This is a genomic window from Methylophilus aquaticus, from assembly GCF_030769565.1.
In the GTDB taxonomy this organism is placed as follows: Bacteria; Pseudomonadota; Gammaproteobacteria; order Burkholderiales; family Methylophilaceae; genus Methylophilus; species Methylophilus aquaticus.
Genome location: NZ_JAVCAP010000009.1, coordinates 1 through 23348, shown reverse-complemented (window position 1 = coordinate 23348; position 23348 = coordinate 1). Strand labels below are relative to the sequence as shown.

The window sequence follows — 23348 nt, the reverse complement described above, 5'->3', positions numbered from 1 at the left end:
TGTTGTTGGTTTATTACAACCAATTTTACAGGCTTACTGCAGAAGTAATCACAGGATGTAAAGAGAGCACAAGACCATAGGCATTGCGTCCCGTAGCCCAGGCGGCATCGACAATATCAGGACTTAATGCAACAACTTCACGGAGCTCACCTGAAGCTGATTGGACACTAATGAGAGGGTAGAACGCGCGTTGCCAGGGGGGAGTTCCCAGCATTTGGAATATCACTTTTAATTCGCGTCTGGGGCGTTTGGCATCTGGCTGTAACACTTCCCCCCCTGAACGGGCATGCAAAAGCAATTGCAAATGCTCTGGCATGTGCAAAGGCTCTGCGTAACGTCGGTGCAATGTTATGGCGGCTGGGCTGATGCCGAGTTTTGCCAATGCAATCCCCCGGCCTTTGACCACTTTGAAATCTACCTGCCAGTTGCCCCATATCTGGGACTGCCCTCCAAGCCAGATCAAAGGAGAGTTAGGTAAGGCTGGAGGCTTACTGACGCAGTACAAACGCCCCTGATAATGATGCAAATAAGCGGCATGAGAAGCTATAGCCCCTTGCAAAGGCAAGTGCAAATAGCGATGGGGCTTGACTGCGGATAACTGCTGCCAATAATCCTGCAATTGCTCACTGTTTGGCATACGCAGCGCCTGAGCATCAAACCACCCTCTCAGCAAGTTTCTGGCACGCACATCGCCCAAGGCCTGCAACTTCAGGATATCAACCGACTGCCCCTGCCACTCAGGCCGCAGGTCACAAGCATGTAAATCCTGTTGCGCGAGGTCATGTAATAACTGTTGCGCCTCGGCCAGATGCAATGCGCTACGGCCAAGCGATTGATCCAGTTGCGGATAACGCGCCCGCATGACCGGCATGACTTGCTGACGCATGTAATTACGGTCATAACTGAGGTCGGTGTTACTTTCATCCTCCACCCACTGCAAGGCGTGCAGTTCGGCGTAAGCATGAATATCAGCTTTGGAGATGCCCAGCATGGGACGCCAGAGTTTTCTTTTATCGTCGCGATCAGGCATGGCACTTAAACCTTTGGGACCCGCCCCGCGCACCAGTTGTAGCAACAAGGTTTCCGCCTGATCTTGGGCATGGTGGGCGGTGACGATTGCGCTGGCATTTATACGGTTTCTTGTTTGTTCCAGCACACGATAGCGACCTGCCCGTGCCGCAGCTTCAATGCCTTGACCACTGTGCTGATCGACATGAATTTTTTCAACATAGAAGGGAGTCTCGCTTTCAATACAGGTCTGCTGACAGACCTGCAGCCAGCGGTCTGCATTGTGGCTCAGCCCGTGATGGACATGCATGACAGACAATGTAAAAGGCAGGCGTTGCATGAGCTGCTGCAAGGCATGCAAGAGCACCATGGAGTCGATGCCGCCACTCAGGGCGAGCATCAAATGTGATGACGCTGGAGATGCTGGCGCGGAGAATAAGCGCAATAAAGACGCTTCAAGTTGCGCCAGCAGTGCTGAATTATTTTTCACTGGTAGATTTGAATTTACCGTATCCCATGAGCCGCTGATAACGGGTTTCCAACAATTGCGGTAACTTTTTGGCCTGTAACGTTTTCAGTTGTTGCGCAATCGCATTGCTGACGCGCTCCATGACCTCTTCAGGGCAACGGTGTGCGCCACCCAACGGCTCACTCACAATATGATCAATCAAGCCAAGCCCTTTCAGTCGTTCAGCCGTAATGCCCAGCGTTTCTGCTGCCTCAGGCGCTTTGCTGGCGCTCTTCCATAAAATAGAAGCACACCCTTCAGGGGAAATGACAGAGTAAGTCGAATACTGCAACATATTCAATTGATCAACCACACCAAGCGCAAGCGCGCCCCCGGATCCACCCTCCCCAATCACAATACCGATAATGGGCGTTTTTAATTCGGCCATCACATACAAGTTGCGGGCAATTGCCTCAGACTGACCACGCTCTTCGGCACCGATGCCAGGGTAAGCGCCCGGTGTGTCTATGAGTGTAATAATCGGCAGATGGAATTTTTCAGCCAGTCGGAACAGGCGTAATGCCTTGCGATAGCCTTCAGGACGCGGCATGCCAAAATTGCGGTATTGACGCTCTTTGATATCACGGCCCTTTTGATGACCAATGACCATCACAGGGATCCCTTTAAATCTTGCAATGCCGCCAACAATCGCCGGATCATCAGAGTAAGCACGATCACCGTGTAATTCCTGAAAATCAGTAAACAGGCATTCGATGTAATCCAGCGTGTAAGGGCGCTGCGGGTGACGTGCTACCTGTGAGATTTGCCAGGCGCTCAGGTTTTGGTAGGTGTCTTGTAAAAGCTTGGTGTTTTTCTTTTGCAGTTGCTCTAATTCTTTTGAAATATCCAGCGCGGCATGCTCGTCATGTGAGACTTGCAAGGCTTCTATACGCCTTTCCAATTCGGCAATCGGCTGCTCGAAATCCAGATAAGTCAGTTTACTAGGAGTTAAACGCTTCGCACTCATTGTCAATTCTTTAATTAAAAAGTTCAGGCATTATATAGGATTTTGACATTTTCTTTAGACAACCAGCCTTGTAAATTATTGATCAGGTCGTCATGCAATACCACTTGCCAGTCATCACCCAGTACCAGACTGACTTGTGCCGACTGGTTATGATAGTCTACTTTTACCGGACAGCGCTTGAGTTCTTCTCCGGCATAACGATAAGGAACCAGCACATTCATCAATCGATGCAGGTCTGATTGCCCGTTGCAGCTTAAGGTCAACATCTGCGCGAAGCGACTGCGTACCGCCGCCAGGTCATAGAGTTTGCGCGCACTGACCCGCATACCTCCCGAAAACTCATCCGGGCTGATACGCCCTTCTACAATTAACAGCTGATCTTCTTTAATCCACTGCGCATGCTGACTCAGCAACTCGGCACCCACGACCACGTCGACCCGTCCTACGGCATCATCCAGTGTCACAATCGCCATTTTGCCGCGCTGGGTCATGCGCACCCTGACGGCCATCACCACGCCAGCAAGCAGCTTGGGCTGGTCTTGCACAGCCAGTTCATTTAAGTTGCCTTTGATAAACTGGGAAAGCTGGGATTTATAGCCAAGATAAGGATGTCCGCTCAAATAAAAACCAAGCGCCGTTTTTTCTTCCTGCAAGGCCTGTTCAGGACTCCATGGCGAAATCGCTGGTAAAGCATGCTGGGTATTGTCCATGCCACCAAACAAACAATCCTGGCCAGCGTGAGCAGCCGCCTGCTCCGCCACATTGATGGCATTATCGAGCCCTGCCAGCAAGGCTGCACGATTATTATCCAGTGGATCAAATGCGCCCGCACGAATCAGAGATTCAATCACCCGCCGATTCACTTTACGTAAATCAAGACGCTGGCAGAAATCAAACAAGTCCTTAAAAGGCCCCTCTGACTGCCTCGAAGCCATAATCAGTTCAATCGCGGCCAAACCGGTCCCTTTGATCGCCCCCAGACCGTAGAGCACCTGTTGCGGACTCAACGGCTTGAATTGATACACACTATGATTAACATCCGGTGGCAGCACATCGATGTGGTTGGCACCGCAATCATCAAAAAACGTATGTACGTTATCAGTGTTATTCATGTCGGCTGACATGGTCGCTGCCAGAAATGCAGCTGGATAATGTGCTTTCAAATAGGCCGTGTGATAAGCAACCAACGCATAGGCCGCGGCGTGCGATTTGTTAAAGCCATAACCGGCAAACTTTTCCAGCAAGTCAAACAAATCGTTTGACTGCTGCAAGGTCAAGCCATTTTTGAGCGCACCCTCGTTAAATATTTCGCGCTGCTGCACCATTTCTTCCGGTTTTTTCTTACCCATGGCGCGGCGCAACAAGTCGGCCCCCCCCAGACTGTAGCCAGCCACCACCTGCGCAATCTGCATCACCTGTTCCTGGTAAACAGCAATCCCGTAGGTTTCTTTCAGAATCACTTCGGTGGAAGGATGCGGGTACTCCACACGCTGCAAACCATGTTTGCGTCGGCAAAAGTCAGGGATCAAATCCATTGGTCCTGGACGGTACAATGCCACCAGGGCGATAATATCCTCAAATAAATCTGGCTTGGCCTGCTTGAGCATGTCCTTCATCCCGCGCGATTCCAGCTGAAACACCGCGGTGGTATTCGCTGTTTTCAGCAGGTGATAGCTCTTTTTGTCATCCAGCGGAATCGTCTCGAAACTGAGGGGGGGCAGTTGTTCCTGTGCTCGCTGGGCATTGGCATTCTCCAATGCCATATTGAGAATGGTCAAGGTACGCAAGCCGAGAAAGTCAAACTTGACCAGGCCCACGGCTTCCACATCGTCTTTATCGTACTGACTCACCAGGCTATCGCCATTTGGCTGGCAATAAATAGGCGAAAAATCAGAAATTTTTCCGGGCGCAATCAACACACCACCGGCATGCATGCCGATATTTCGGACCAGTCCTTCCAGTCGCAGAGCCAAAGAAAGTAATTCGGCGACCTCCTCTTCCTTTTCTCGCCGCTCTTGCAGTTGCGGCTCTTTTTCAAGCGCAGATTCCAGAGTAATGCCCAACTCTAGCGGAATCAACTTGGCGATACCATCCACAAAATTAAACGGTAAATCCAGTACACGCCCCACATCACGGATCACCGCCTTGGCGGCCATGGTCCCGAAGGTGGCGATTTGTGACACCGATGCCAAGCCATACGTGCGCTTGACATAGTCGATGACGCGATCACGTCCTTCCTGACAAAAGTCAATATCGAAGTCGGGCATGGATACCCGCTCAGGGTTGAGGAAACGCTCAAACAGCAGGTTGTACTTGAGCGGATCAAGATCGGTAATGCCGAGGCTGTAAGCCACCAGAGAACCTGCACCGGAGCCCCGGCCAGGCCCGACCGGCACACCATTATTCTTTGCCCAGTTAATAAAGTCAGCCACGATCAAAAAATAGCCGGGAAAGCCCATCTGGATAATAATGCCGCACTCGAATTTCAGCCGCGCTTCATATTCATCACGCTTCGCCTCCCGTGCAGCTACGTCCGGATAAAGCGAGGACAAGCGACGCTCCAACCCAGCTTGCGACTGCGTCACCAGGTATGCATCCAGACTTTCGCCATTCGGCGTTGGAAAATCGGGCAAATAGTTCTTGCCCAAAGTCAGCACCAGGTTACATCGTTTGGCAATTTCTACCGAATTCTGCAAGGCCACCGGCATATCGGCAAACAAGGCCTGCATTTCTGACTGGGTTTTCACATACTGAGAGGCAATAAAGCGACGAGGGCGACGCTTATCGGCCAATACATAACCTTCAGCAATGCAGGTCCGCGCCTCATGGGCCATATAATCATCAGATGTCTGGAACTGGATGGGATGCGTAGCGACCACAGGCAAATCAAGCTGTTGAGCAATCAGCACCGTTTGCTGAATCAGTTGCTCCTGCGCACCAGCTTCAGCGCTAAGCGCCTCATGTACGCGCTGTACTTCAAGATAGTAACGCCCGGAAAAAATGGACGACCATTGTTTAGCGACTGCAAGTGCCTGTACCTGGTTCCCTGCCTGTAGGCATAGGCCGACATCGCCTGCCGCAAACCCTGAGAGCATGATCAGGCCGGCATTTTTTTCGCGCAGCCATTCAGACTTGATTTCCGCCCGCTCGCGATATTGGTTTTCCAGATAAGCGCGGCTCAACAATTCACAAAGATTGCGATAGCCCTGCAAATCTTGTACTAACAGCGTCACGCGCAAAGGCTGGTCGCGCTGATCCTGGTTTTCCAGCCAGACATCGCAACCCAAGATCGGCTTAAGACCTTTGCCTCGTGCGGCCTTGTAAAATTTGATTGCTCCAAACAGGTTGGCAAGATCGGTCAGCCCGATGGCTGGCATGGCGTCTTTACTGGCGGCTTTCACATAGTCGTCAATACGCACTGTGCCATCGACGATGGAATATTCACTGTGGCAACGCAGGTGAATAAAAGCCGGTTGAGGCGATGGAGTTTGAACGTCTTGCATGACATGTATTTTACCCTTCACCAAAATATTTGCACGCATGTCCCAAGCAAATAATCAGGTTGACATCAGCAAATTTTAGGTAAAACTGCAGCCAAAACAAGCATTCACAAGAACTTGCACACATTTGCCCCAGTGAGGTTGTTAATGAAAAAAACAATAAAAAATCATCAATCATGTAAAAAGATAATTTTTTTGTTCTATGATGTAAAAGGCTATTTTCAGGATGACTACAAGCATGTCAGGTGCAATAAAATTTAACGAAGAACCCATTCTGGTCGAAAATGATTTGCCTCAGATCGGCCAGAGCCTGCCATTCTTTTTGCTGGTTAATCACGCACTTGAAGATATCTCACTAGACGCATTTCGTGGCAAGCGAAAAATAATCAATATTTTCCCAAGCATTGACACCCCGACCAGCGCGCAGAGTGTTCGCCAGCTTGATGCCATTGCAGCCGGTCTGGATAACACAGTGGTGCTGAACGTCTCCGCAGACCTGCCTTTTGCAATGTCTCGTTTTTATGATGAAGAAAAATTGGGGCATGTCACTAACCTTTCTACCATGCGTGGTCGAGACATGCTGAAAAATTATGGTGTCCTCATGGTCACCAGCAAGCTGGCCGGGCTTTCAGCCAGAGCACTGATGGTGGCAGACGAAAATGACACCGTGTTGCATGTGGAGCTGGTCAATGATTTAACCAGTGAGCCAGACTATCAGGCTGCGATTGCCAGCCTGGAAAATACTTGATTCCTTATTTAAACCCGGATTTGCCATGTGCTCTTGAAGTAACGTCGCAAGACCACTGGATGGATTTCTTATGAAAAATGGGAAGTGCTCTTTGAAGTTGATGGCACGTCGTCTCGAACAATCCGGGTTAAATATTGATTGGCTACCTTTAACAGGGTAAAGTGTGCAGCTTTAGACAATAGACTTTGGAGACTCAAGATGGCTAGCGTAACACTCAAAGGAAATCCGGTCAGCATCGGTGGCAATTTACCAACCGCAGGCCAGACTGCACCAGATTTTCAACTGGCAGATGCCAAACGCAATCTGGTTGGTTTGGATGCCTTTGCTGGGAAACGTAAAATATTGAATATTTTCCCAAGCATAGACACCCCGACCTGCGCAACTTCAGTACGCACCTTTAACAAAAAGGCCAGCGAGGCTGATAACACTGTTGTGTTGTGTATTTCAGCCGATTTGCCATTTGCACAAAGCCGTTTTTGCGGTGCAGAAGGCATTGAAAATGTAGCCACATTGTCTACTTTCCGCGATACCGCAAAATTCGCCAAAGATTATGGCGTACAAATCGTTGACAGCAGTCTGGCTGGACTCACTGCGCGCGCAGTGGTCGTGCTGGATGAACACAATAAAGTGTTGCATAGCGAACTGGTCGGCGAAATTGCTGACGAACCAGATTACGCGGCCGCACTGGCTGTGTTGTAAGCGATAAACGCAATAAAAAAACCGGCATCAGCCGGTTTTTTTATTGCTTGCAGGTTTATATACGCTTAAATAACAAACTGCCGTTAGTGCCGCCAAAACCGAAGTTGTTTTTCAAGGCATATTCAATCTTGAGGTCTCGTGCCGTATTTGCACAATAGTCCAGATCACAGTCAGGATCTTGATTCAACAGGTTAATGGTCGGTGGTGACATCTGATTGTAAATGGACAACACAGTAAACACAGACTCCAGTCCGCCAGCACCGCCAAGCAGGTGACCAGTCATAGACTTGGTGGAATTCACCACCAGCTTATATGCGTGCTCACCAAAAGTTGCTTTAATGGCATTGGTTTCGTTGGTATCCCCCAATGGCGTTGAGGTCCCGTGGGCATTCATAAACTGCACCTGATCCGGGCTTACTCCTGCATTTTTCAAGGCATTGACCATGGAACGGCGCGGGCCATCCATATTAGGCGCTGTCATGTGATATGCGTCTGCACTGCGGCCATATCCAGCCACTTCGGCATAAATACGTGCGCCGCGTGCTTTGGCATGCTCATACTCTTCCAGCACCAATACACCGGCACCTTCACCAATCACAAAACCATCCCGGTCTTTATCCCAGGGGCGGCTGGCTGTTGCTGGATCGTCATTGCGGGTAGACAAGGCGCGTGCAGAGGCAAAGCCCCCCACACTTAACTCTGTAATCGCCGCTTCAGCGCCCCCCGCAATCATGACATCAGCGTCGCCATACTCAATCATGCGGTAAGCTTCGCCAATACTGTGTGTACCTGTGGTACAGGCAGTCACGATTGCGATGTTAGGCCCTTTCAGACCCAGCATAATCGACAGGTTTCCGGAAATCATGTTAATGATGGTGCCGGGGATAAAGAATGGCGAAATCTTGCGTGGACCACCCTCATCATAGCTGTCGTTAGTGGCTTCAATCGTGCCCAGACCACCAATGCCGGATCCAATGGTGACCCCAATGCGTTCGGCATTGGCTTCTGTCACTTCAAGGCCGGAATCACGGAAAGCTTCTATTCCTGCAGCCAGGCCATACTGGATAAAGGTATCCATCCGGCGTGCATCTTTGGCGGGAATAAAATCCTCAACGTTGAAGCCTTTGACTTCGCCTGCAATTTGCGATGCGAACTGTGAAGGATCGAATTTGGTGATACGGGTAATGCCTGATTGACCAGCGACAAGATTGTTCCAGGCAGTTTTGGAGCCAATCCCTACTGGAGACACCACGCCCAAGCCGGTTACTACTACTCTGCGTTTCGTCATAATAGGAAATCAGCCCTCTTTCGAGGGCTGATTGAAGTGAATAAGAGCGATTAAAAAATTACTTAACGTTGGCGTTGACGTAGTCAATCGCTTGTTGAACTGTTGTGATTTTTTCAGCTTCTTCGTCAGGGATTTCGCAATCGAATTCTTCTTCCAAAGCCATCACCAATTCTACGGTGTCCAGTGAATCTGCACCCAAATCATCTACGAAAGATGATGCGTTTTTAACGTCAGCTTCGTTTGCACCCAGTTGTTCACAAACGATTTTCTTTACACGTTGTTCGATGTCGGACATCTAAAATACCCCTTTGTTGATAAGTGTCTAATTCAGTAAACCGGTATTCTAGCAAAACTTGCTCAGAATACCAAAAAACATCTCTCAAAATAAATCTTGAGTATAAATCTTAGGCGCAGTACATGCCACCATTTACATGGATGGTTTCACCCGTAATATAGGCTGCGGCAGGAGATGCCAGGAATGCCACCGTGGCAGCAATTTCATCGACCTGGCCCAGGCGGCCGATGGCAATCCGTTCCAGCATTTTGGTTTTAATCTCTTCTGGCAACTCGGCCGTCATATCGGTTTCGATAAAACCCGGCGCGACACAGTTTACGGTAATACCGCGACTGCCGACTTCCATCGCCATCGATTTGGTAAACCCGGTCATCCCGGCTTTGGCTGCGGCATAATTGGTTTGCCCCGCATTGCCCATATGGCCGACCACGCTGGAAATGTTCACAATACGACCCTGACGCGCTTTCATCATCGGGCGCAGCACGGCCTGACTCATGCGAAATACCGACTTCAGGTTGGTATTCAGCACAGCATCCCAGTCTTCATCTTTCATGCGCATCAGCAAAGTGTCTTTGGTGATGCCTGCATTGTTGACCAAAATACTCACATCGCCGAATTGCGTCGCAATCTGCTTCAATACGGCATCGACCTGCTCAGGCTGGGTCACATCCAGCGCCATGCCTATACCATTCACGCCCGCCGCGTTTAAAGCAGCTGTGATGGCTTCAGCGCCACTGGTTGAGGTAGCGGTACCAATCACGATAGCGCCCTGCTTGCCCAGCGCAACAGCAATGGCAGCGCCAATCCCTCGACTGGCACCAGTCACTAAAGCAACTTGTTGATTCAACATAGACTTTCCCCCTTATTGCGCAATAAACGTTTGCACAGATTCATCATTGACCAGTGCCACACAGGTCATTTCGGCGACAATACGCTTGGCCAAGCCTGCCAGCACCTTGCCCGGACCACATTCTGCACTGCTCAACACACCCTGCGCGGCCAATTGCTGCACGGTTTCCACCCAGCGTACAGGACTGTAGAGCTGACGTACCAACGCATCTTTAATTTGCGCCGCATCACTGTAGGCTGCGACGTCCGCATTGTGCAGTACAGGCACCAGTGGTGCGGACACAGTGACATTTTGCAGATAGGCACGCAATTGATCGGCTGCCGGTTGCATCAAGGCACAGTGCGAAGGCACGCTCACAGGCAATGGCAAGGCGCGTTTTGCGCCTTTCGCTTTGGCCAGCGCCATACCACGCTCAACGGCAGCCTTATCTCCGGCAATAACGACCTGGCCGGGAGAGTTGAAGTTGACAGCTTCGACCACCTGCCCTTGTGCGGATTCAGCACATAGGGCACGCACAGTTTCATCATCCAGCCCCAAAATAGCGGCCATTGCGCCCTGTCCCTCAGGAACGGCCTGCTGCATGGCTTCAGCACGAAATTTCACCAGTGGCAAAGCATCCGCAAAACTGATGGCACCCGTGGCAACCAGTGCGGTATATTCACCCAGACTGTGCCCTGCCATGGCGACTGGCAATTGACCGCCTAGCGCCTGATAGACACGCCATGTGGCAACACCGGCAGTCAGCATGATCGGTTGTGTATTTTGTGTCAGATTGATGGCGTCATTGGCTTCAGTGGCCATTTGCCACAAATCCACCCCCAGCACAGCAGAGGCTTCGTCAAACGTTTGCTTCACAACGGCATGACCTTCAAGGCCCTGCATCATGCCAACAGACTGTGAGCCCTGACCGGGAAAGAAAAATGCAAATTTAGACATAGTGTATGTGTAATAGAAAAAGTGGATCGCCGCACACAACGTGTAAAAACGTCACATGCTCTCTTTAAAATGAATCAGAACTTCACCAGGGCAGAACCCCAGGTAAAGCCGCCGCCAAAGGCTTCCATCAGCAGGATTTGTCCGCGCTGAATGCGTCCGTCACGCACCGCTGTATCCAGTGCGAGAGGAATCGAAGCAGCCGAAGTATTGCCATGTTTGTCTACAGTCACCACCACCTTGTCCATTGGCATTTCCAGCTTTTTGGCGGTGGCCTGCAAAATACGAATATTGGCCTGGTGAGGCACCAGCCAGTCAATATCGGATTTTTGCATCTGATTGGCTGCCAGCGTTTCGTCAACTATCTGGTCCAGCGTATTGACCGCCATCTTAAACACCGGGTTGCCTTCCATGACGACCGTATCCGCGCCATCCGGATTATGTGGTACATGCAAATAGGTTTCGTAATTGCCATCGGCGTGAATATGGGTAGATAAAATGCCGGGCTGCTCACTGGTTTGCAAAATCACGGCACCCGCGCCATCCCCCCACAAAATACAGTTACTGCGATCCGTGTAGTCACAAATACGGCTAAAAGTATCAGCACCGATCACCAGTGCATTTTTGTACTGGCCAGACTTGATAAAATGATTGGCAGTTGTCAGCGCATAGACAAAACCGCTGCAGACCGCCTGCACATCAAAGGCCGGGCAACCCGCAATACCCAGCTTGCGCTGCACCATCGTCGCCACACTGGGAAAAATTTTGTCAGGCGTGGTAGTGGCGACAATAATCAGATCGATGTCTGCGGCCTGAATACCTGCTGCCGCAATGGCATTGCGTGCCGCTTGCGTGGCCAGATCACTGGTCAACTCATCAGTCACCCGATGGCGCTGCTTGATGCCAGTACGGGAAAAAATCCACTCATCGGTGGTATCTACCATTTTTTCCAGATCGGCATTGGTCAAAATATTGGGAGGCAGGTAGCTTCCTGTACCTGCAATTCGTGCGTAAATCATGGATGCGATTATGCCTTAAATGGTTGAAAACGCCTAACGCGATAGCCTTTACTGACTGTCTGACGTTGTCAAATGCTCAATTTCCAATTGCGTCTGGATCCGTTTTAATACGCCGCTTTGCGCCTCTTCCAAGGCCACATGAATCGCATGGTAAAACCCGGTACTATCCGCACCGCCATGGCTTTTGACAACAATCCCACGCAAACCGAGAAAGCTGGCGCCATTGTATCGGCGTGGATCCAGACGCTTTTTAAACGCTTTGAGTACAGGAAAAGCCCCAAGCGCCATCAGCTTGGTCAGCCAGTTGCGCTTGAACTCTTGGGTCAGGAACTTACCCATCATATGCGCCAGCCCTTCCGTCGTTTTAAGCGACACGTTACCCACAAAACCGTCGCACACCACCACATCGGTGGTGCCTTTAAAAATATCGTCGCCTTCGACATTGCCATAAAAATTAAGGTGGCTGCTACGCAACAACTCAGCTGCCTGCTTGGCTACCTCATTGCCCTTGATATCTTCGGAGCCAATATTGAGCAAACCAACGGTTGGATTGGGCTTATTACTGATACAGCTCACTACCATGGCGCCCATGATGGCAAACTGATAAAGATGCTCAGGCGTACAGTCGGCATTGGCGCCCAAATCCAGCATAAACGTACTGCCATTTTCTGAAGGCAATGTTGAGGCAATCGCCGGACGGTCAATCCCCGGTAGCGTCTTCAACACAAACCGTGCAGTGGCCATCAACGCACCGGTGTTGCCTGCACTCACGCAAGCCTGCGCCTCGCCAGTTTTCACCATATTAATCGCCACCCGCATCGAAGAATCTTTTTTATTTTTCATCGCACTTTGTGGCGATTCATCCATTAACACCACTTCAGAGGCATGATGTACGCACAAGCGTGGATTGGCAGAAACATGTAGCGCTTTTAACTCCGCGGCAATCGCCTCTTGCAAACCAACCAGGATAATATTGAGATGAGGATTCTCGTTTAAGATACGTACTGCCGCAGGCACGGTCACATGCGGACCGTGATCTCCTCCCATGGCATCAATGGCAATCACCACTTCATGTGATTGCCGGGACTGACTTGTTGTCATGCTATGACCCTTGTTGACTGCCTGTTACCCAACACCCCACTAGGCAACAGATAAAATGTAATCGCCAGATACACAAACGCCGCGCATATCAATGCGCGGCGTGTTTCAAGCGAATGGCTTGCAATCAGCGATTACTCGCCTTTTGCTGGCATCACTTTACGACCACGGTAAAAACCGTTAGGACTTACGTGGTGACGCAAGTGCACTTCACCAGTCGTTGGCTCAATCGCCAAAGGTGGGTTAGTCAAGAAGTCGTGTGAGCGATGCATACCACGCTTTGAAGGTGTCTTTTTGTTTTGCTGAACTGCCATTTAAATTACTCCAAAATAAACCGCCATCCTTTAATTAACGCACAAAGGTTAATTTCAAATTTAAAGGCAGTTGAAAATTAATACAAAATTGCTACTCAATCCAGCATTATAAAATAATTCACAAGCAACAGCAAATACATATTCACACAACGCCAACCGCACTATTGACCGATCATTCCTGCGACCGAACAGGATTGTGATTGCGCCACTACTTATCCAGCTTGAGTGACTTGAGCGCCGCGAATGGGTTGGGCTTTTCGCCCGCCACCTGTTGCAATGCCACGCACATCTCTTCATGCATCACAGCAATCGGCAGCGCCATCAGCAACTCATCCTCAACCAGCATTTCTATCGACGCCTCAGGGTCCGGTTCAAGCCAATCAACATGCTCATCCTCCAGCAACGCCTCAGGAGGCTCGTGACAGACAGCAAAAGCATACTTCAACGCCACAGTCTCGGGCATAGCCTGAAAACAGCGCTGACACACCAGCGGCAGCTCGGTTTCGATAGTTAACGCCAGCATGGGCAATTGCACGTCACCAAAGTAGCCAGGCGGCAAGCCTTGCAGATGATAACGGACCATGGTGACCGATAACGCGTCTGACGCCGTGACACCGCGCTCGCGCAGCGCATCCACCAGCCTTGGCAATGTGGCCAACGCCAATTCGCCAGAAACGGTTTTCTGCTGTCTCGCCAATTCCAAATAATGCGCACTCGTCAAAAAATACTCCTTGTTTTATAGCGACGTTTTATAACGATTTACAATATAACAAACTATCGATCAATTGACGACCAGACTGCGCCCCATTAAGCATGACAGCACATGCCCACTGTATCCGCGACAGGTTTACTGTTATAATAATGACGCATCACGCGTCGTTCGTTTTAATGAACAGATACAGGATGCCGGCTTGAGTATTCCACCAAACAAACGGGGGGCAATAACCTTCTCAAGCCACAACCAAACATGACTGACCGCTGAGACTTTCTTTCGGTTTACAGAGAATTCTGTCCATTTTTCTTGCTTTAAGGGTAACGTGTGTTTAAGAAAATTCTAGTCGCGAATCGCGGTGAAATCGCTGTGCGCATCGTGCGCGCATGTTCGGAAATGGGCATCAAGTCTGCTGCCATTTATTCCGACGCCGACCGCCATGCTTTGCATGTCAAAAAAGCGGATGAAGCTTACAACATTGGCTCCGATCCGGTAGCAGGCTACCTCAATGCACATAATATTGTGAACATCGCAGTGGCCGCCGGTTGTGACGCCTTGCATCCAGGTTACGGCTTTCTTTCAGAAAACCCAGAACTGGCTGAAGTATGTGCGCGCCGTGGCATTAAATTTATAGGCCCAGAAGCAAGCGTGATTCGTCAGATGGGCGACAAAATTCAAGCCCGTAACGCGATGATAGCTGCCGGCATTCCTTGTGTCCCCGGCAGTGATGGCAATCTGGAATCATTGGAAGCAGCTGTCAAACTGGCCAGCAAAATAGGCTACCCTGTCATGTTAAAAGCCACCAATGGTGGCGGTGGCCGCGGCATTCGCCGCTGTGACAGCGAAAAAGAATTACTCAGTAACTATGACCGTGTCATTTCAGAAGCCAGCAAAGCGTTTGGTAAACCTGAAGTGTTTCTGGAAAAGTGCGTGGTACATCCGCGCCACATCGAAGTACAGGTGCTGGCCGACGCGCATGGCAATGTCATTCATTTGTTCGAGCGCGATTGTTCGATCCAGCGCCGCAACCAGAAACTGATTGAAATTGCACCTTCTCCGCAACTCTCACAGGCACAGCGCGAATACATTGGCAACCTTGGCGTCAAAGCCGCCAAGGCTGTCGGCTATGAAAATGCCGGTACTGTTGAGTTTCTGCTGGACTCCGAGAACAACTTCTATTTCATGGAAATGAATACCCGCTTGCAGGTAGAGCATACCGTGACCGAAACCATTACCGGTGTGGATATCGTCCAGGAACAAATCCGCGTGGCAGCAGGCTTGCCTTTGCAATACAAACAAAGCGAAATCGCTTTCCGCGGCTTTGCCATGGAATACCGTATTAACGCCGAAGACCCGAAAAAAGACTTCCTACCCAGCTTTGGCAAAATTACCCGTTACTATGCACCCGGCGGTCCCGGTGTGCGGATGGACGCGGCTATTTACAGCGGCTATGTGATTCCTCCTTACTATGATTCCATGTGTGCAAAACTGACTGTCTGGGCGCTGGACTGGGAGAGTGTGATTGAACGCGGTCGCCGTGCACTGAACGACATGATTGTATACGGCGTTAAAACCACCATTCCGTATTACCAGCAGATCATGCAGCATCCGGATTTTCGTGCGGCCAACTTTAACACCAGCTTTGTGGAATCGCACCCGGAACTGATTGAATACGACACCGGCTTTCCACCAGAACTGATGGCCGTCGCCATTGCAGCTGCCATTGCAGCGCATGAAGGCGTTTAATTAACCCGCTTTGCAAATACATTAATATTTAGATCGATACGACTATGAGCAAAATACACGTCACCGAACTCGTTTTAAGAGATGGTCACCAATCCCTGATTGCCACCCGCATGCGCACCGAAGACATGCTGCCTATTTGTAGCAAACTGGATGACATTGGCTTCTGGTCTCTGGAGGCCTGGGGCGGCGCAACGTTTGATGCCTGTGTACGCTTTCTGAAAGAGGACCCCTGGGAACGTCTGCAGAAGTTAAGAAAAGCACTGCCCAACACACCAATCAACATGTTGTTGCGTGGACAGAACCTGCTGGGTTATCGCCACTACTCGGACGATGTGGTGCATGCCTTTGTCAAACAGGCCGCCGATACTGGCGTTGATGTATTCCGTATTTTCGATGCCATGAACGATGTGCGCAACCTGAAAACAGCGATTGAAGCGGTGAAGTCAGTCAAAAAACACGCCATTGGTACGCTGTCATTCACAACCAGCCCGGTACACGATGTTGCCTATTTTGTCAGCATGGCCAAAGAGCTGGAAGCGTTGGGCTGTGACAGCATCGGCGTCAAAGACATGGCCGGCCTGCTCACGCCTACCATGGCTGGTGAACTGGTCAGAAGTCTGAAAGACGCTGTCAGTGTGCCCGTGCATATGCACAGCCACGCCACCTCCGGCTTGGCCAGCATGGTCATGCTGAAGAGCGTCGAAAACGGTGTCGACATTATTGATACCTGCAACTCCTCCTTCTCTGAAGGTGCCAGCCACCCAACCACTGAAAGCCTGGTCGCAGCTTTAAAAGGCACGGAATACGATACTGGTCTGGATTTGGGTAAGCTGCAGGAAATTACTGCCTACTTCAAAGAGGTACGTAAAAAATACTGGCAGTTTGAAAGTGCCTTTACCGGTGTGGACACCCGCGTACTGGTCAACCAGGTACCAGGTGGCATGATTTCCAACCTGTCCAACCAGTTGAAAGAACAAGGTGCACTGGATCGCATGGATGAGGTTCTGGCCGAGATCCCGCGTGTACGAGAAGACTTGGGCTTCCCGCCATTGGTTACACCAACCTCGCAAATCGTTGGCACTCAGGCTGTGCTGAACGTATTAACCGGTGGCCGCTACAAATCCATTACCAACGAAGTGAAGAATTACCTGCTGGGCCAGTATGGTAAAGCACCTGCCGCAGTCAATGCCGAAGTGCGCAAGCAAGCGGTGGGTGATGCGGAAGTGATTACCTGTCGCCCTGCTGATCTGTTGCAACCTGAAATGGTCAAACTGCAATCTGAAGCCGAGCGCTTTGCCAATCATGAACGGGATGTGCTGACATTCGCCATGTTCCCGGATATCGGCAAAACGTTCCTGCAAGAGCGCAATGCCGGTTCATTGCAACCTGAACCATTATTAAGCAAAGATGCAGTGAGCCAGCAAACGGCGGCGGCACGTTATGCGCCCAATGAATTCAACATCACACTGCATGGCGAAACCTACCACATCAAACTCACAGGGAGCGGCCACGCCGGTGAAGAGCGCCGTCCTTACTATGTGAAAGTGGATGGCATCTCTGAAGAAGTCTTTGTTGAAACCCTGAGCGAAATGGAAGTCAGTGCTGGTAGCTCCTCAGGCAGCAAGAAGAAAGCCACGGCAGTGGCCTCCAGTGGTCGTCCACGCCCAACGCACCCCGGCTGCATCACCACCGCCATGCCAGGCACGATTGTGACGGTCAAGGTCAACGTCGGAGACAAGGTCAGTGCGGGTGACGGCGTGCTGGTGATTGAAGCCATGAAAATGGAAAACGAGATTCAGGCTGGCAAGTCTGGTACTGTGCTCGCGATCCATGTCACCAAAGGTGACAGTGTCACCCCGGATGAAACACTGATTGAAATTCAACCTGAATAACGCCATCCTGCAAAAATCCCTGAAGCAATTCAGGGATTTTTGCTTTTAACCATGCCAACACCGCTGATCCTCGCCTCTTCCTCGCGCTATCGTCGCGAAGTGCTGCAAAAGCTGCACTTGCCATTTGAGTCCCTTTCTCCAGAAATTGACGAGACACCCCTGCAAGGCGAAAGCCCGGAACAGACGGCTTTGCGCCTGGCAGAAGCCAAAGCACGCAAAGTCGCTGAACACCACCCGGGCGCGCTGATCATTGGATGTGACCAGGTGGCCACAGTGGATGGCCAGCAGATTGGCAAACCGGGTAACCATACCAATGCCGTCAGACAATTGAGCATGCTGAGCGGCCGCGAAGTCATTTTCCACAGCGCACTTTGCCTGTATAACAGCGGCAACCAGCACATGCAGTCCACCCTCGTGCCTTACCATGTCAAGTTTAAAACACTGACGCCCGACCAGATTGAACACTACCTGCAGCTGGAACAACCCTACGACTGTGTTGGCAGCGCCAAATCCGAAGGCATGGGCATTGCCTTGCTGGACTATATGCGTGGCGATGACCCCAATGCCCTGATCGGCTTGCCCTTGATCGCACTGGTCAACATGCTGCAAAATGCCGGTGTCGATGTATTATCACCCCATAAAGAGCGCTAATCAGATAGCGCAATCGCGTACCGCTCGTTAACTTATTGAACGGCAAACGCGTTAATAGCGTCTCAAGCATAATGCTTTAAAAAACGAGAGGATCCCCATGCGTCTGAGTTCCATGCTGCTTTTTTCCCTGGCCAGTGTTGCACATGTGCACGCAGCCCCGACTGTCGTCAGCCCGCAATCCGACCAGACCAGTGTCGCAGTCACCATTTACAATGAAGACCTCGCACTGGTGAAAGACAGCCGCAAACTATCCCTTGGCAATGGCTTGTCTGCCCTGTCATTTCGTGATGTCAGTGCCCAAATTAAGCCTGAAACTGCCCTGCTGCGCAGCCTGCTGCCCAATACCAGCCTGCAGGTGCTAGAACAAAACTTTGACTTTGACTTACTGACCCCGGAAAAGCTACTCGAAAAATATGTCGGCCAGCAAGTCACCGTCATCAAGACCAACCCGGCCACCGGAGCAGAAACAGAAGAGCAGGCGACGGTACTCTCGGCACAAAACGGCATAGTACTAAAAATAGGGAACCGTATCGAAACCGGCGTGCCTGGTCGCATTGCCTACCCTAACGTGCCCGGCCAGCTCAAAGACCGGCCAACACTCACCACACAGGCACAATACAAAGGCCCGGAACAAGCCAGTCTGGAACTGAGCTACCTGACAGGCGGCCTGCAATGGAAAACCGATTACGTGGCCGAACTCAACAGCAAGGAAGACGCGCTGGACCTCTCCGGCTGGGTCACCCTCACCAACACCAGCGGCACGGCTTACCCCAATGCCAAAGTGCAACTGGTGGCCGGTGATGTCAACCGCGTGCGTGATGCCATCCGTCCTAAAACCATGATGATGCGCAGTGAAGCCATGGTAGCGGATGCTGCCATGCCGGTGGAACAAGGCTTGCTGGAATACCATCTCTATACCCTGCCACGCCCCACCACCATCGCCGAGAATCAAACCAAACAAGTTGCCCTGCTCTCGGCTCAGCAGATTCCTGCGCGTAAAGAACTGGTACTGAGCGGCGCCGATTACTACTATCAAGGTCAATACCGCGAACTAGAAAAGACACAAAAGGTGCAAGTATTTGTACAATTTGATAACAAAGAAGCCGCCAAACTTGGTATTCCGCTGCCCAAAGGCACCATGCGCGTCTACAAAAAAGACCTCGATGGGTCAGCCCAGTTTGTCGGTGAAGACCAGATCGATCACACCCCCAAAAACGATACCGTGCGCTTAAAGCTGGGCAATGCGTTTGACGTTACCGCCGACCGCGTGCAAACAGACTTCAAAAGCCTTGGCAAACCCAATCAGGCACCGCTGTATGAAAGTGCTTACGCCATCACGCTGCACAATGCCAAAAAAGAAGCCGTGACGGTCACCGTGCAAGAGCCGCTGAATGGTGACTGGAAAATCCTGAATGCTTCACTGCCGCATGAAAAAACCAGCGCCCATCAGGCCACCTGGAAAATCAGCGTCCCCGCCGAAAGCGACGTAACCTTGAAATACCGGGTACAAGTTAAATACTAAGGCGTCAGAGCGCTCGCCAGGCGAACCTGAGCAAGCAATCATCAGCACAATAAAAAAGCATTCTTTCACCAGAATGCTTTTTTTACGCCTTGCCGTGGGATAATCCAGTTTTTACGCATGAATCGACACGCACATGGCCACAGGCACGCTCTACTTTATCCCCGTCACACTGGCTGACGACACAACACCCCAACAAGTACTGCCGCCAGAGGTGATTGCTCGCATCCACAGCTTGCAGCACTTTATTGTCGAAAACGAAAAAACTGCCCGTCATTTCCTGGCGGCGAGCGGCCACCCCACCACCATGCGCGACATCACTTTCAGCGTATTAAATAAAGACACACCAGCCAAAGACCTCAACACCATGCTGCAACCGCTGCAAAAAGGCATAGACGTTGGCCTGATGAGCGAAGCCGGTTGCCCTGGTATTGCCGACCCCGGCGCCACACTGGCTGCCGTCGCGCACTACAAAGGCATCCGTGTTGCCCCACTCATCGGCCCCAGCAGCCTGTTGTTAGGCCTGATGGCCAGTGGCCTCAACGGCCAGCGCTTTACGTTTTTAGGCTACCTGGCCGCTGACAAGGCTACGCGCATTGAAACGATTAAACACATTGAGCATGACTCAAAAACCCGTCTCGAAACCCAACTGTTTATTGAAACCCCCTACCGTAACCAGCACATGCTGGATGACCTGATTGCCACTCTGCAACCGCAAACAAAGCTGTGTGTAGCCTGCAATGTGACCGGTAAAGATGAATTGATATTGACCAAAACAGTGGCTGAGTGGAGCAAAGCGCAATTGCCGGATTTGCATAAAAAACCCACAGTGTTTTTGTTGCTGGCTTAAAGCCTATTGGCTGATTCACCCACGCGCATCACACGGCTAGCACGGTCAGGCACTTAGCCCTAGCCGGTTAGCCATGCAGTTCGTGGATGAATGGCCAGCCTGATCAATGCAGTGCAAGCTTGTCTAAAATGGCGCGGCTGATTTTTTCACCGCCTGCCACCGAAGGCTCAATCGGGTTGGCATAGTCACCCGGAAGATTGCAAATCGCCCGCAAATCAATCACCGGCAAACGGTGCTCTGCTGCCACGCGCAAAATCACATCGTTAAACACAGCCACCGCCAACCGCACGCAACGTTGATAATCTGGCGCATCAAAATTGGCGTTGTAAATGGTACACACCGTCAGCGGCAAACCTGTTGCCAATAACGCCTCCATCATCTGACGATAATCGTGCTCAAAAGCATCCATCGCATCAGCCATCAACAAAATGGCCTCCACGCTGCTTTGTACACTGGCCGCCAACACATCCCTGCGCATCAGGGCATCGTTACCCCCAACACTCAATACCAACTGGCTGGCATCGGCAGGCAAATGCGCCAACTGGCTGACAACATCACGGCAAACAGCACCATCTACCGCCAACAAACTGGCGCGCCAAGTGGCTGGCAATAAATCACGTAACTGGCTGCAAACATCAGGACCCCCATCGACATAAACACCATTATCAAAAATTGAATCGCCAAGCAGAATCAGATGAGGCATAGAATTAAACTAGATATAAAAACAACAAGAATACACCCCAACACACTGAAATCAAACCCTGCATGGGGAGATAGCAAAGAGCTTAGACCGAGCACAAAGAGCACCTGACACACCCAATAGCCGACATTCAAAAGAACACGCCTGATCAGTGCGTTCTTGTCAGGCGTCTGAGTTTTTGCAGCCATTTCGTAAAAGCATGGCAACCAAGAATGCTAAAAATGATGCCGAAGCGATTACCCTTGCGGCTCGCCAACTGGCCATGCGTTTTATGGCGATCAAAAGCATTGAGCAGCAATCTGTAATGGTTTGGCATCGATTACGTGAAGATTACAAAGAAGAAGCGCTCCACAAATTTAAACCGTATTCGTAGTAAAACCGTATCTCCCCCTGTTTCTGTAACCATTTAGGCTGGGGGGACAAAGTGGAAGAGCGTTCTAGCTGCCATTGCTCGGATCTCGTGTTTTGCATCTGATGTGTGAGTTAAAGAGTCTTCGCCCATTTTTGGATTGCCAATGGGATAGCCATCTTTGTCAGTCGGTGCCCCAGTAAAAGCGGCCAATGCTATGAAGGCGGTTTTGATATTTGGCATAGGAGTGATGATTGCAGAGAGTGTAAAAAGCATTTTGCACAAGCATGCCTTTTAATGTGCATCATGGGATAATCCAGCGTTGTGCAACGCTTCAATATTTATGACTGCCAGTCGATTATGTTTTTTTATACCTTTGAATATCTGATTCCCCACCTGCTCCCAAGCTTATAAGTGGTTAACATGCCAGTCTTGAAAACCAGACGCATCGCACATATTGATATGGATGCATTTTTTGCATCTTGCGAATTGTCACGCTACCCGGAGTTGAAAGGCTTGCCTGTGGTGGTGGGCGGGCGTTCCTCACATGCACCACGGATCAGAGAGGATGGCACCCACGCGTTCTCGCGCTTGCGGGATTACGCAGGGCGCGGTGTGTTGACCACGGCTACCTATGAAGCGCGTGCGCTCGGCCTGCACTCGGCCATGCCGACTATGCACGCCGCCAAACTGGCGCCCGATGCGATCTTGTTGCCGGTGAATTTCGAGCTGTACCGTCATTATTCCCGCCTGTTCAAGGAGGCGATTCGCAGCATTAGCCCATTGGTAGAGAATATCGGCATCGATGAAGTTTATGCCGATGTATCCATGCTGCCGGGCGAGGCTAACGAGATTGCACAACAGTTGAAATCTGCCGTATTTACCGCTACTGGCCTCACCTGTTCAGTCGGTATCGCGCCCAATAAACTATTGGCAAAGTTATGCTCTGAAATGCAAAAGCCAGATGGCATCACCGTCATCACACTGTCGGATATACCTTTCCGTATCTGGCCGATGCCAGCCAAAAAGATCAATGGCATAGGCCCTAAAGCCAGCGCTAAACTCGAGTCATTGGAGATTAAAACCATAGGTCAGATTGCAGCCATGAGCGAAGCCTGGCTAGTGCAGCATTTTGGCAATAGCTATGGCCGGTGGTTGCATCGTGTGTCTCACGGTCAGGATGACAGGCCGGTCATCACTGAAAGCGTCCCGGTCTCGATGAGCAGGGAGACCACGTTTGAGCGCAACTTGCACGCAGTGAGAGACAAACCGGCTTTAAGCCAGGCATTTACCCAGCTATGTGAGCGTGTCGCCAGCGATCTGCAACAAAAAGGCTATACCTGCCGCAAGATCGGCATCAAGCTGCGTTTTGATGACTTTAAAACCGTTACGCGCGACCTGACACTACCCGCCCCTATCAGCGATGCGAAATCATTACGGCTTTTTTGTGGCAAATGTCTAAAAAGGATAGCGTTGGATAAAAAGATACGCTTGTTAGGCGTTAAAGCAAGCGGCCTGGTGCCTACTGACCACAGTGTGCATGCAGATGCAGCACAGTTCACGCTGGATTTTACCGTTGATGAAAGAGGTGGACCCGGAAAACTGGACAGTGTTTTAAGTGATATTCTTGCTTAACCTTGCAGCCGATAGGCGGCAGAAAGCAGAGAAAGAAAGCAATGAAACGTACCCGAAGAACCCACGC

General features: G+C 50.8%; 20 protein-coding genes and 1 pseudogene. 9 read left to right on the top strand and 12 right to left on the bottom strand.

All coding sequences use genetic code 11. The features are described 5' to 3' along the window. Positions 1–25: 25 nt before the first annotated feature. The 3 genes from tilS to dnaE are packed head-to-tail and all read right to left on the bottom strand — an operon-like array spanning position 26 to position 5986. The gene (gene tilS / locus Q9291_RS04450; protein WP_306388825.1) at positions 26–1498 is read right to left on the bottom strand and encodes a tRNA lysidine(34) synthetase TilS; all 1473 of its coding nucleotides are present in this window, start codon (positions 1496–1498) and stop codon (positions 26–28) included. Then, complete coding sequence (locus tag Q9291_RS04445; RefSeq protein WP_306388824.1) at positions 1488–2483, bottom strand: acetyl-CoA carboxylase carboxyltransferase subunit alpha; 996 nt, start codon at positions 2481–2483, stop codon at positions 1488–1490. Before Q9291_RS04445 ends, tilS begins: the two co-directional genes overlap by 11 nt. A gap of 23 nt (positions 2484–2506) precedes the next feature. Further along, entirely contained in the window at positions 2507–5986 is a 3480-nt protein-coding gene (gene dnaE / locus Q9291_RS04440; protein ID WP_306388823.1) for a DNA polymerase III subunit alpha, read from the bottom strand. 235 nt (positions 5987–6221) lie between these two features. On the opposite strand from dnaE, the gene tpx (Q9291_RS04435) reads away from it, so the two are divergent. Then, on the top strand, positions 6222–6731 hold the full coding sequence (gene tpx / locus Q9291_RS04435) for a thiol peroxidase (RefSeq protein ID WP_306388822.1): 510 nt from the start codon (positions 6222–6224) through the stop codon (positions 6729–6731). A 198-nt stretch (positions 6732–6929) separates the two neighbouring features. Beyond that, positions 6930–7430 carry a thiol peroxidase gene (gene tpx, locus Q9291_RS04430; protein WP_306388821.1) on the top strand — a complete coding sequence of 167 codons (501 nt, stop codon included), beginning with the start codon at positions 6930–6932 and terminating at the stop codon, positions 7428–7430. A gap of 55 nt (positions 7431–7485) precedes the next feature. Here tpx (Q9291_RS04430) and fabF read toward each other — a convergent pair whose 3' ends face one another. From fabF to Q9291_RS04390, 8 genes are all read right to left on the bottom strand, one after another. Continuing rightward, positions 7486–8718, bottom strand: a complete 1233-nt coding sequence (fabF, locus tag Q9291_RS04425; RefSeq protein WP_306388820.1) for a beta-ketoacyl-ACP synthase II — start codon at positions 8716–8718, stop codon at positions 7486–7488. Positions 8719–8776: 58 nt separating this feature from the next. After that, positions 8777–9013: an acyl carrier protein gene (acpP, locus tag Q9291_RS04420; protein WP_306388819.1), complete on the bottom strand. Its 237-nt coding sequence runs from the start codon at positions 9011–9013 to the stop codon at positions 8777–8779. Between the two features lie 109 nt (positions 9014–9122). Then, positions 9123–9863, bottom strand: coding sequence for a 3-oxoacyl-ACP reductase FabG (gene fabG / locus Q9291_RS04415; protein ID WP_306388818.1), 741 nt, complete (start codon positions 9861–9863; stop codon positions 9123–9125). Between the two features lie 12 nt (positions 9864–9875). Then, positions 9876–10799 carry an ACP S-malonyltransferase gene (fabD, locus tag Q9291_RS04410; protein ID WP_306388817.1) on the bottom strand — a complete coding sequence of 308 codons (924 nt, stop codon included), beginning with the start codon at positions 10797–10799 and terminating at the stop codon, positions 9876–9878. A 74-nt stretch (positions 10800–10873) separates the two neighbouring features. After that, positions 10874–11815, bottom strand: coding sequence for a beta-ketoacyl-ACP synthase III (locus Q9291_RS04405; protein WP_306388816.1), 942 nt, complete (start codon positions 11813–11815; stop codon positions 10874–10876). 48 nt (positions 11816–11863) lie between these two features. Then, the gene (gene plsX / locus Q9291_RS04400) at positions 11864–12916 is read right to left on the bottom strand and encodes a phosphate acyltransferase PlsX (protein ID WP_306388815.1); all 1053 of its coding nucleotides are present in this window, start codon (positions 12914–12916) and stop codon (positions 11864–11866) included. A 131-nt stretch (positions 12917–13047) separates the two neighbouring features. Continuing rightward, positions 13048–13227, bottom strand: a complete 180-nt coding sequence (rpmF, locus tag Q9291_RS04395) for a 50S ribosomal protein L32 (protein WP_018985326.1) — start codon at positions 13225–13227, stop codon at positions 13048–13050. 208 nt (positions 13228–13435) lie between these two features. Then, on the bottom strand, positions 13436–13948 hold the full coding sequence (locus tag Q9291_RS04390; protein ID WP_306388814.1) for a YceD family protein: 513 nt from the start codon (positions 13946–13948) through the stop codon (positions 13436–13438). Between the two features lie 318 nt (positions 13949–14266). Between Q9291_RS04390 and Q9291_RS04385 the strand changes: the two genes are divergently transcribed. From Q9291_RS04385 to Q9291_RS04365, 5 genes are all read left to right on the top strand, one after another. Then, the gene (locus tag Q9291_RS04385) at positions 14267–15685 is read left to right on the top strand and encodes an acetyl-CoA carboxylase biotin carboxylase subunit (protein WP_306388813.1); all 1419 of its coding nucleotides are present in this window, start codon (positions 14267–14269) and stop codon (positions 15683–15685) included. 44 nt (positions 15686–15729) lie between these two features. Beyond that, the gene (gene oadA, locus Q9291_RS04380) at positions 15730–17577 is read left to right on the top strand and encodes a sodium-extruding oxaloacetate decarboxylase subunit alpha (protein ID WP_306388812.1); all 1848 of its coding nucleotides are present in this window, start codon (positions 15730–15732) and stop codon (positions 17575–17577) included. 51 nt (positions 17578–17628) lie between these two features. Then, complete coding sequence (locus Q9291_RS04375) at positions 17629–18228, top strand: Maf family nucleotide pyrophosphatase (protein WP_306388811.1); 600 nt, start codon at positions 17629–17631, stop codon at positions 18226–18228. A 112-nt stretch (positions 18229–18340) separates the two neighbouring features. Beyond that, a complete protein-coding gene (locus tag Q9291_RS04370) occupies positions 18341–19750 on the top strand; it encodes a DUF4139 domain-containing protein (protein WP_370530736.1) in 1410 nt (469 codons plus the stop codon). A 133-nt stretch (positions 19751–19883) separates the two neighbouring features. Beyond that, positions 19884–20597, top strand: a complete 714-nt coding sequence (locus tag Q9291_RS04365; protein WP_306388809.1) for an SAM-dependent methyltransferase — start codon at positions 19884–19886, stop codon at positions 20595–20597. Between the two features lie 103 nt (positions 20598–20700). Here the strand turns inward: Q9291_RS04365 and Q9291_RS04360 are convergent, their stop codons facing one another. Beyond that, positions 20701–21300, bottom strand: coding sequence for an SGNH/GDSL hydrolase family protein (locus Q9291_RS04360; protein WP_306388808.1), 600 nt, complete (start codon positions 21298–21300; stop codon positions 20701–20703). 172 nt (positions 21301–21472) lie between these two features. On the opposite strand from Q9291_RS04360, the pseudogene Q9291_RS04355 reads away from it, so the two are divergent. Together Q9291_RS04355 and dinB are read left to right on the top strand one after the other, a co-directional pair. Beyond that, positions 21473–21646, top strand: a pseudogene (locus Q9291_RS04355) (IS110 family transposase); the annotation flags it as partial. 423 nt (positions 21647–22069) lie between these two features. Beyond that, positions 22070–23281, top strand: coding sequence for a DNA polymerase IV (gene dinB, locus Q9291_RS04350; protein WP_306388807.1), 1212 nt, complete (start codon positions 22070–22072; stop codon positions 23279–23281). The last annotated feature ends 67 nt before the right edge of the window (positions 23282–23348 follow it).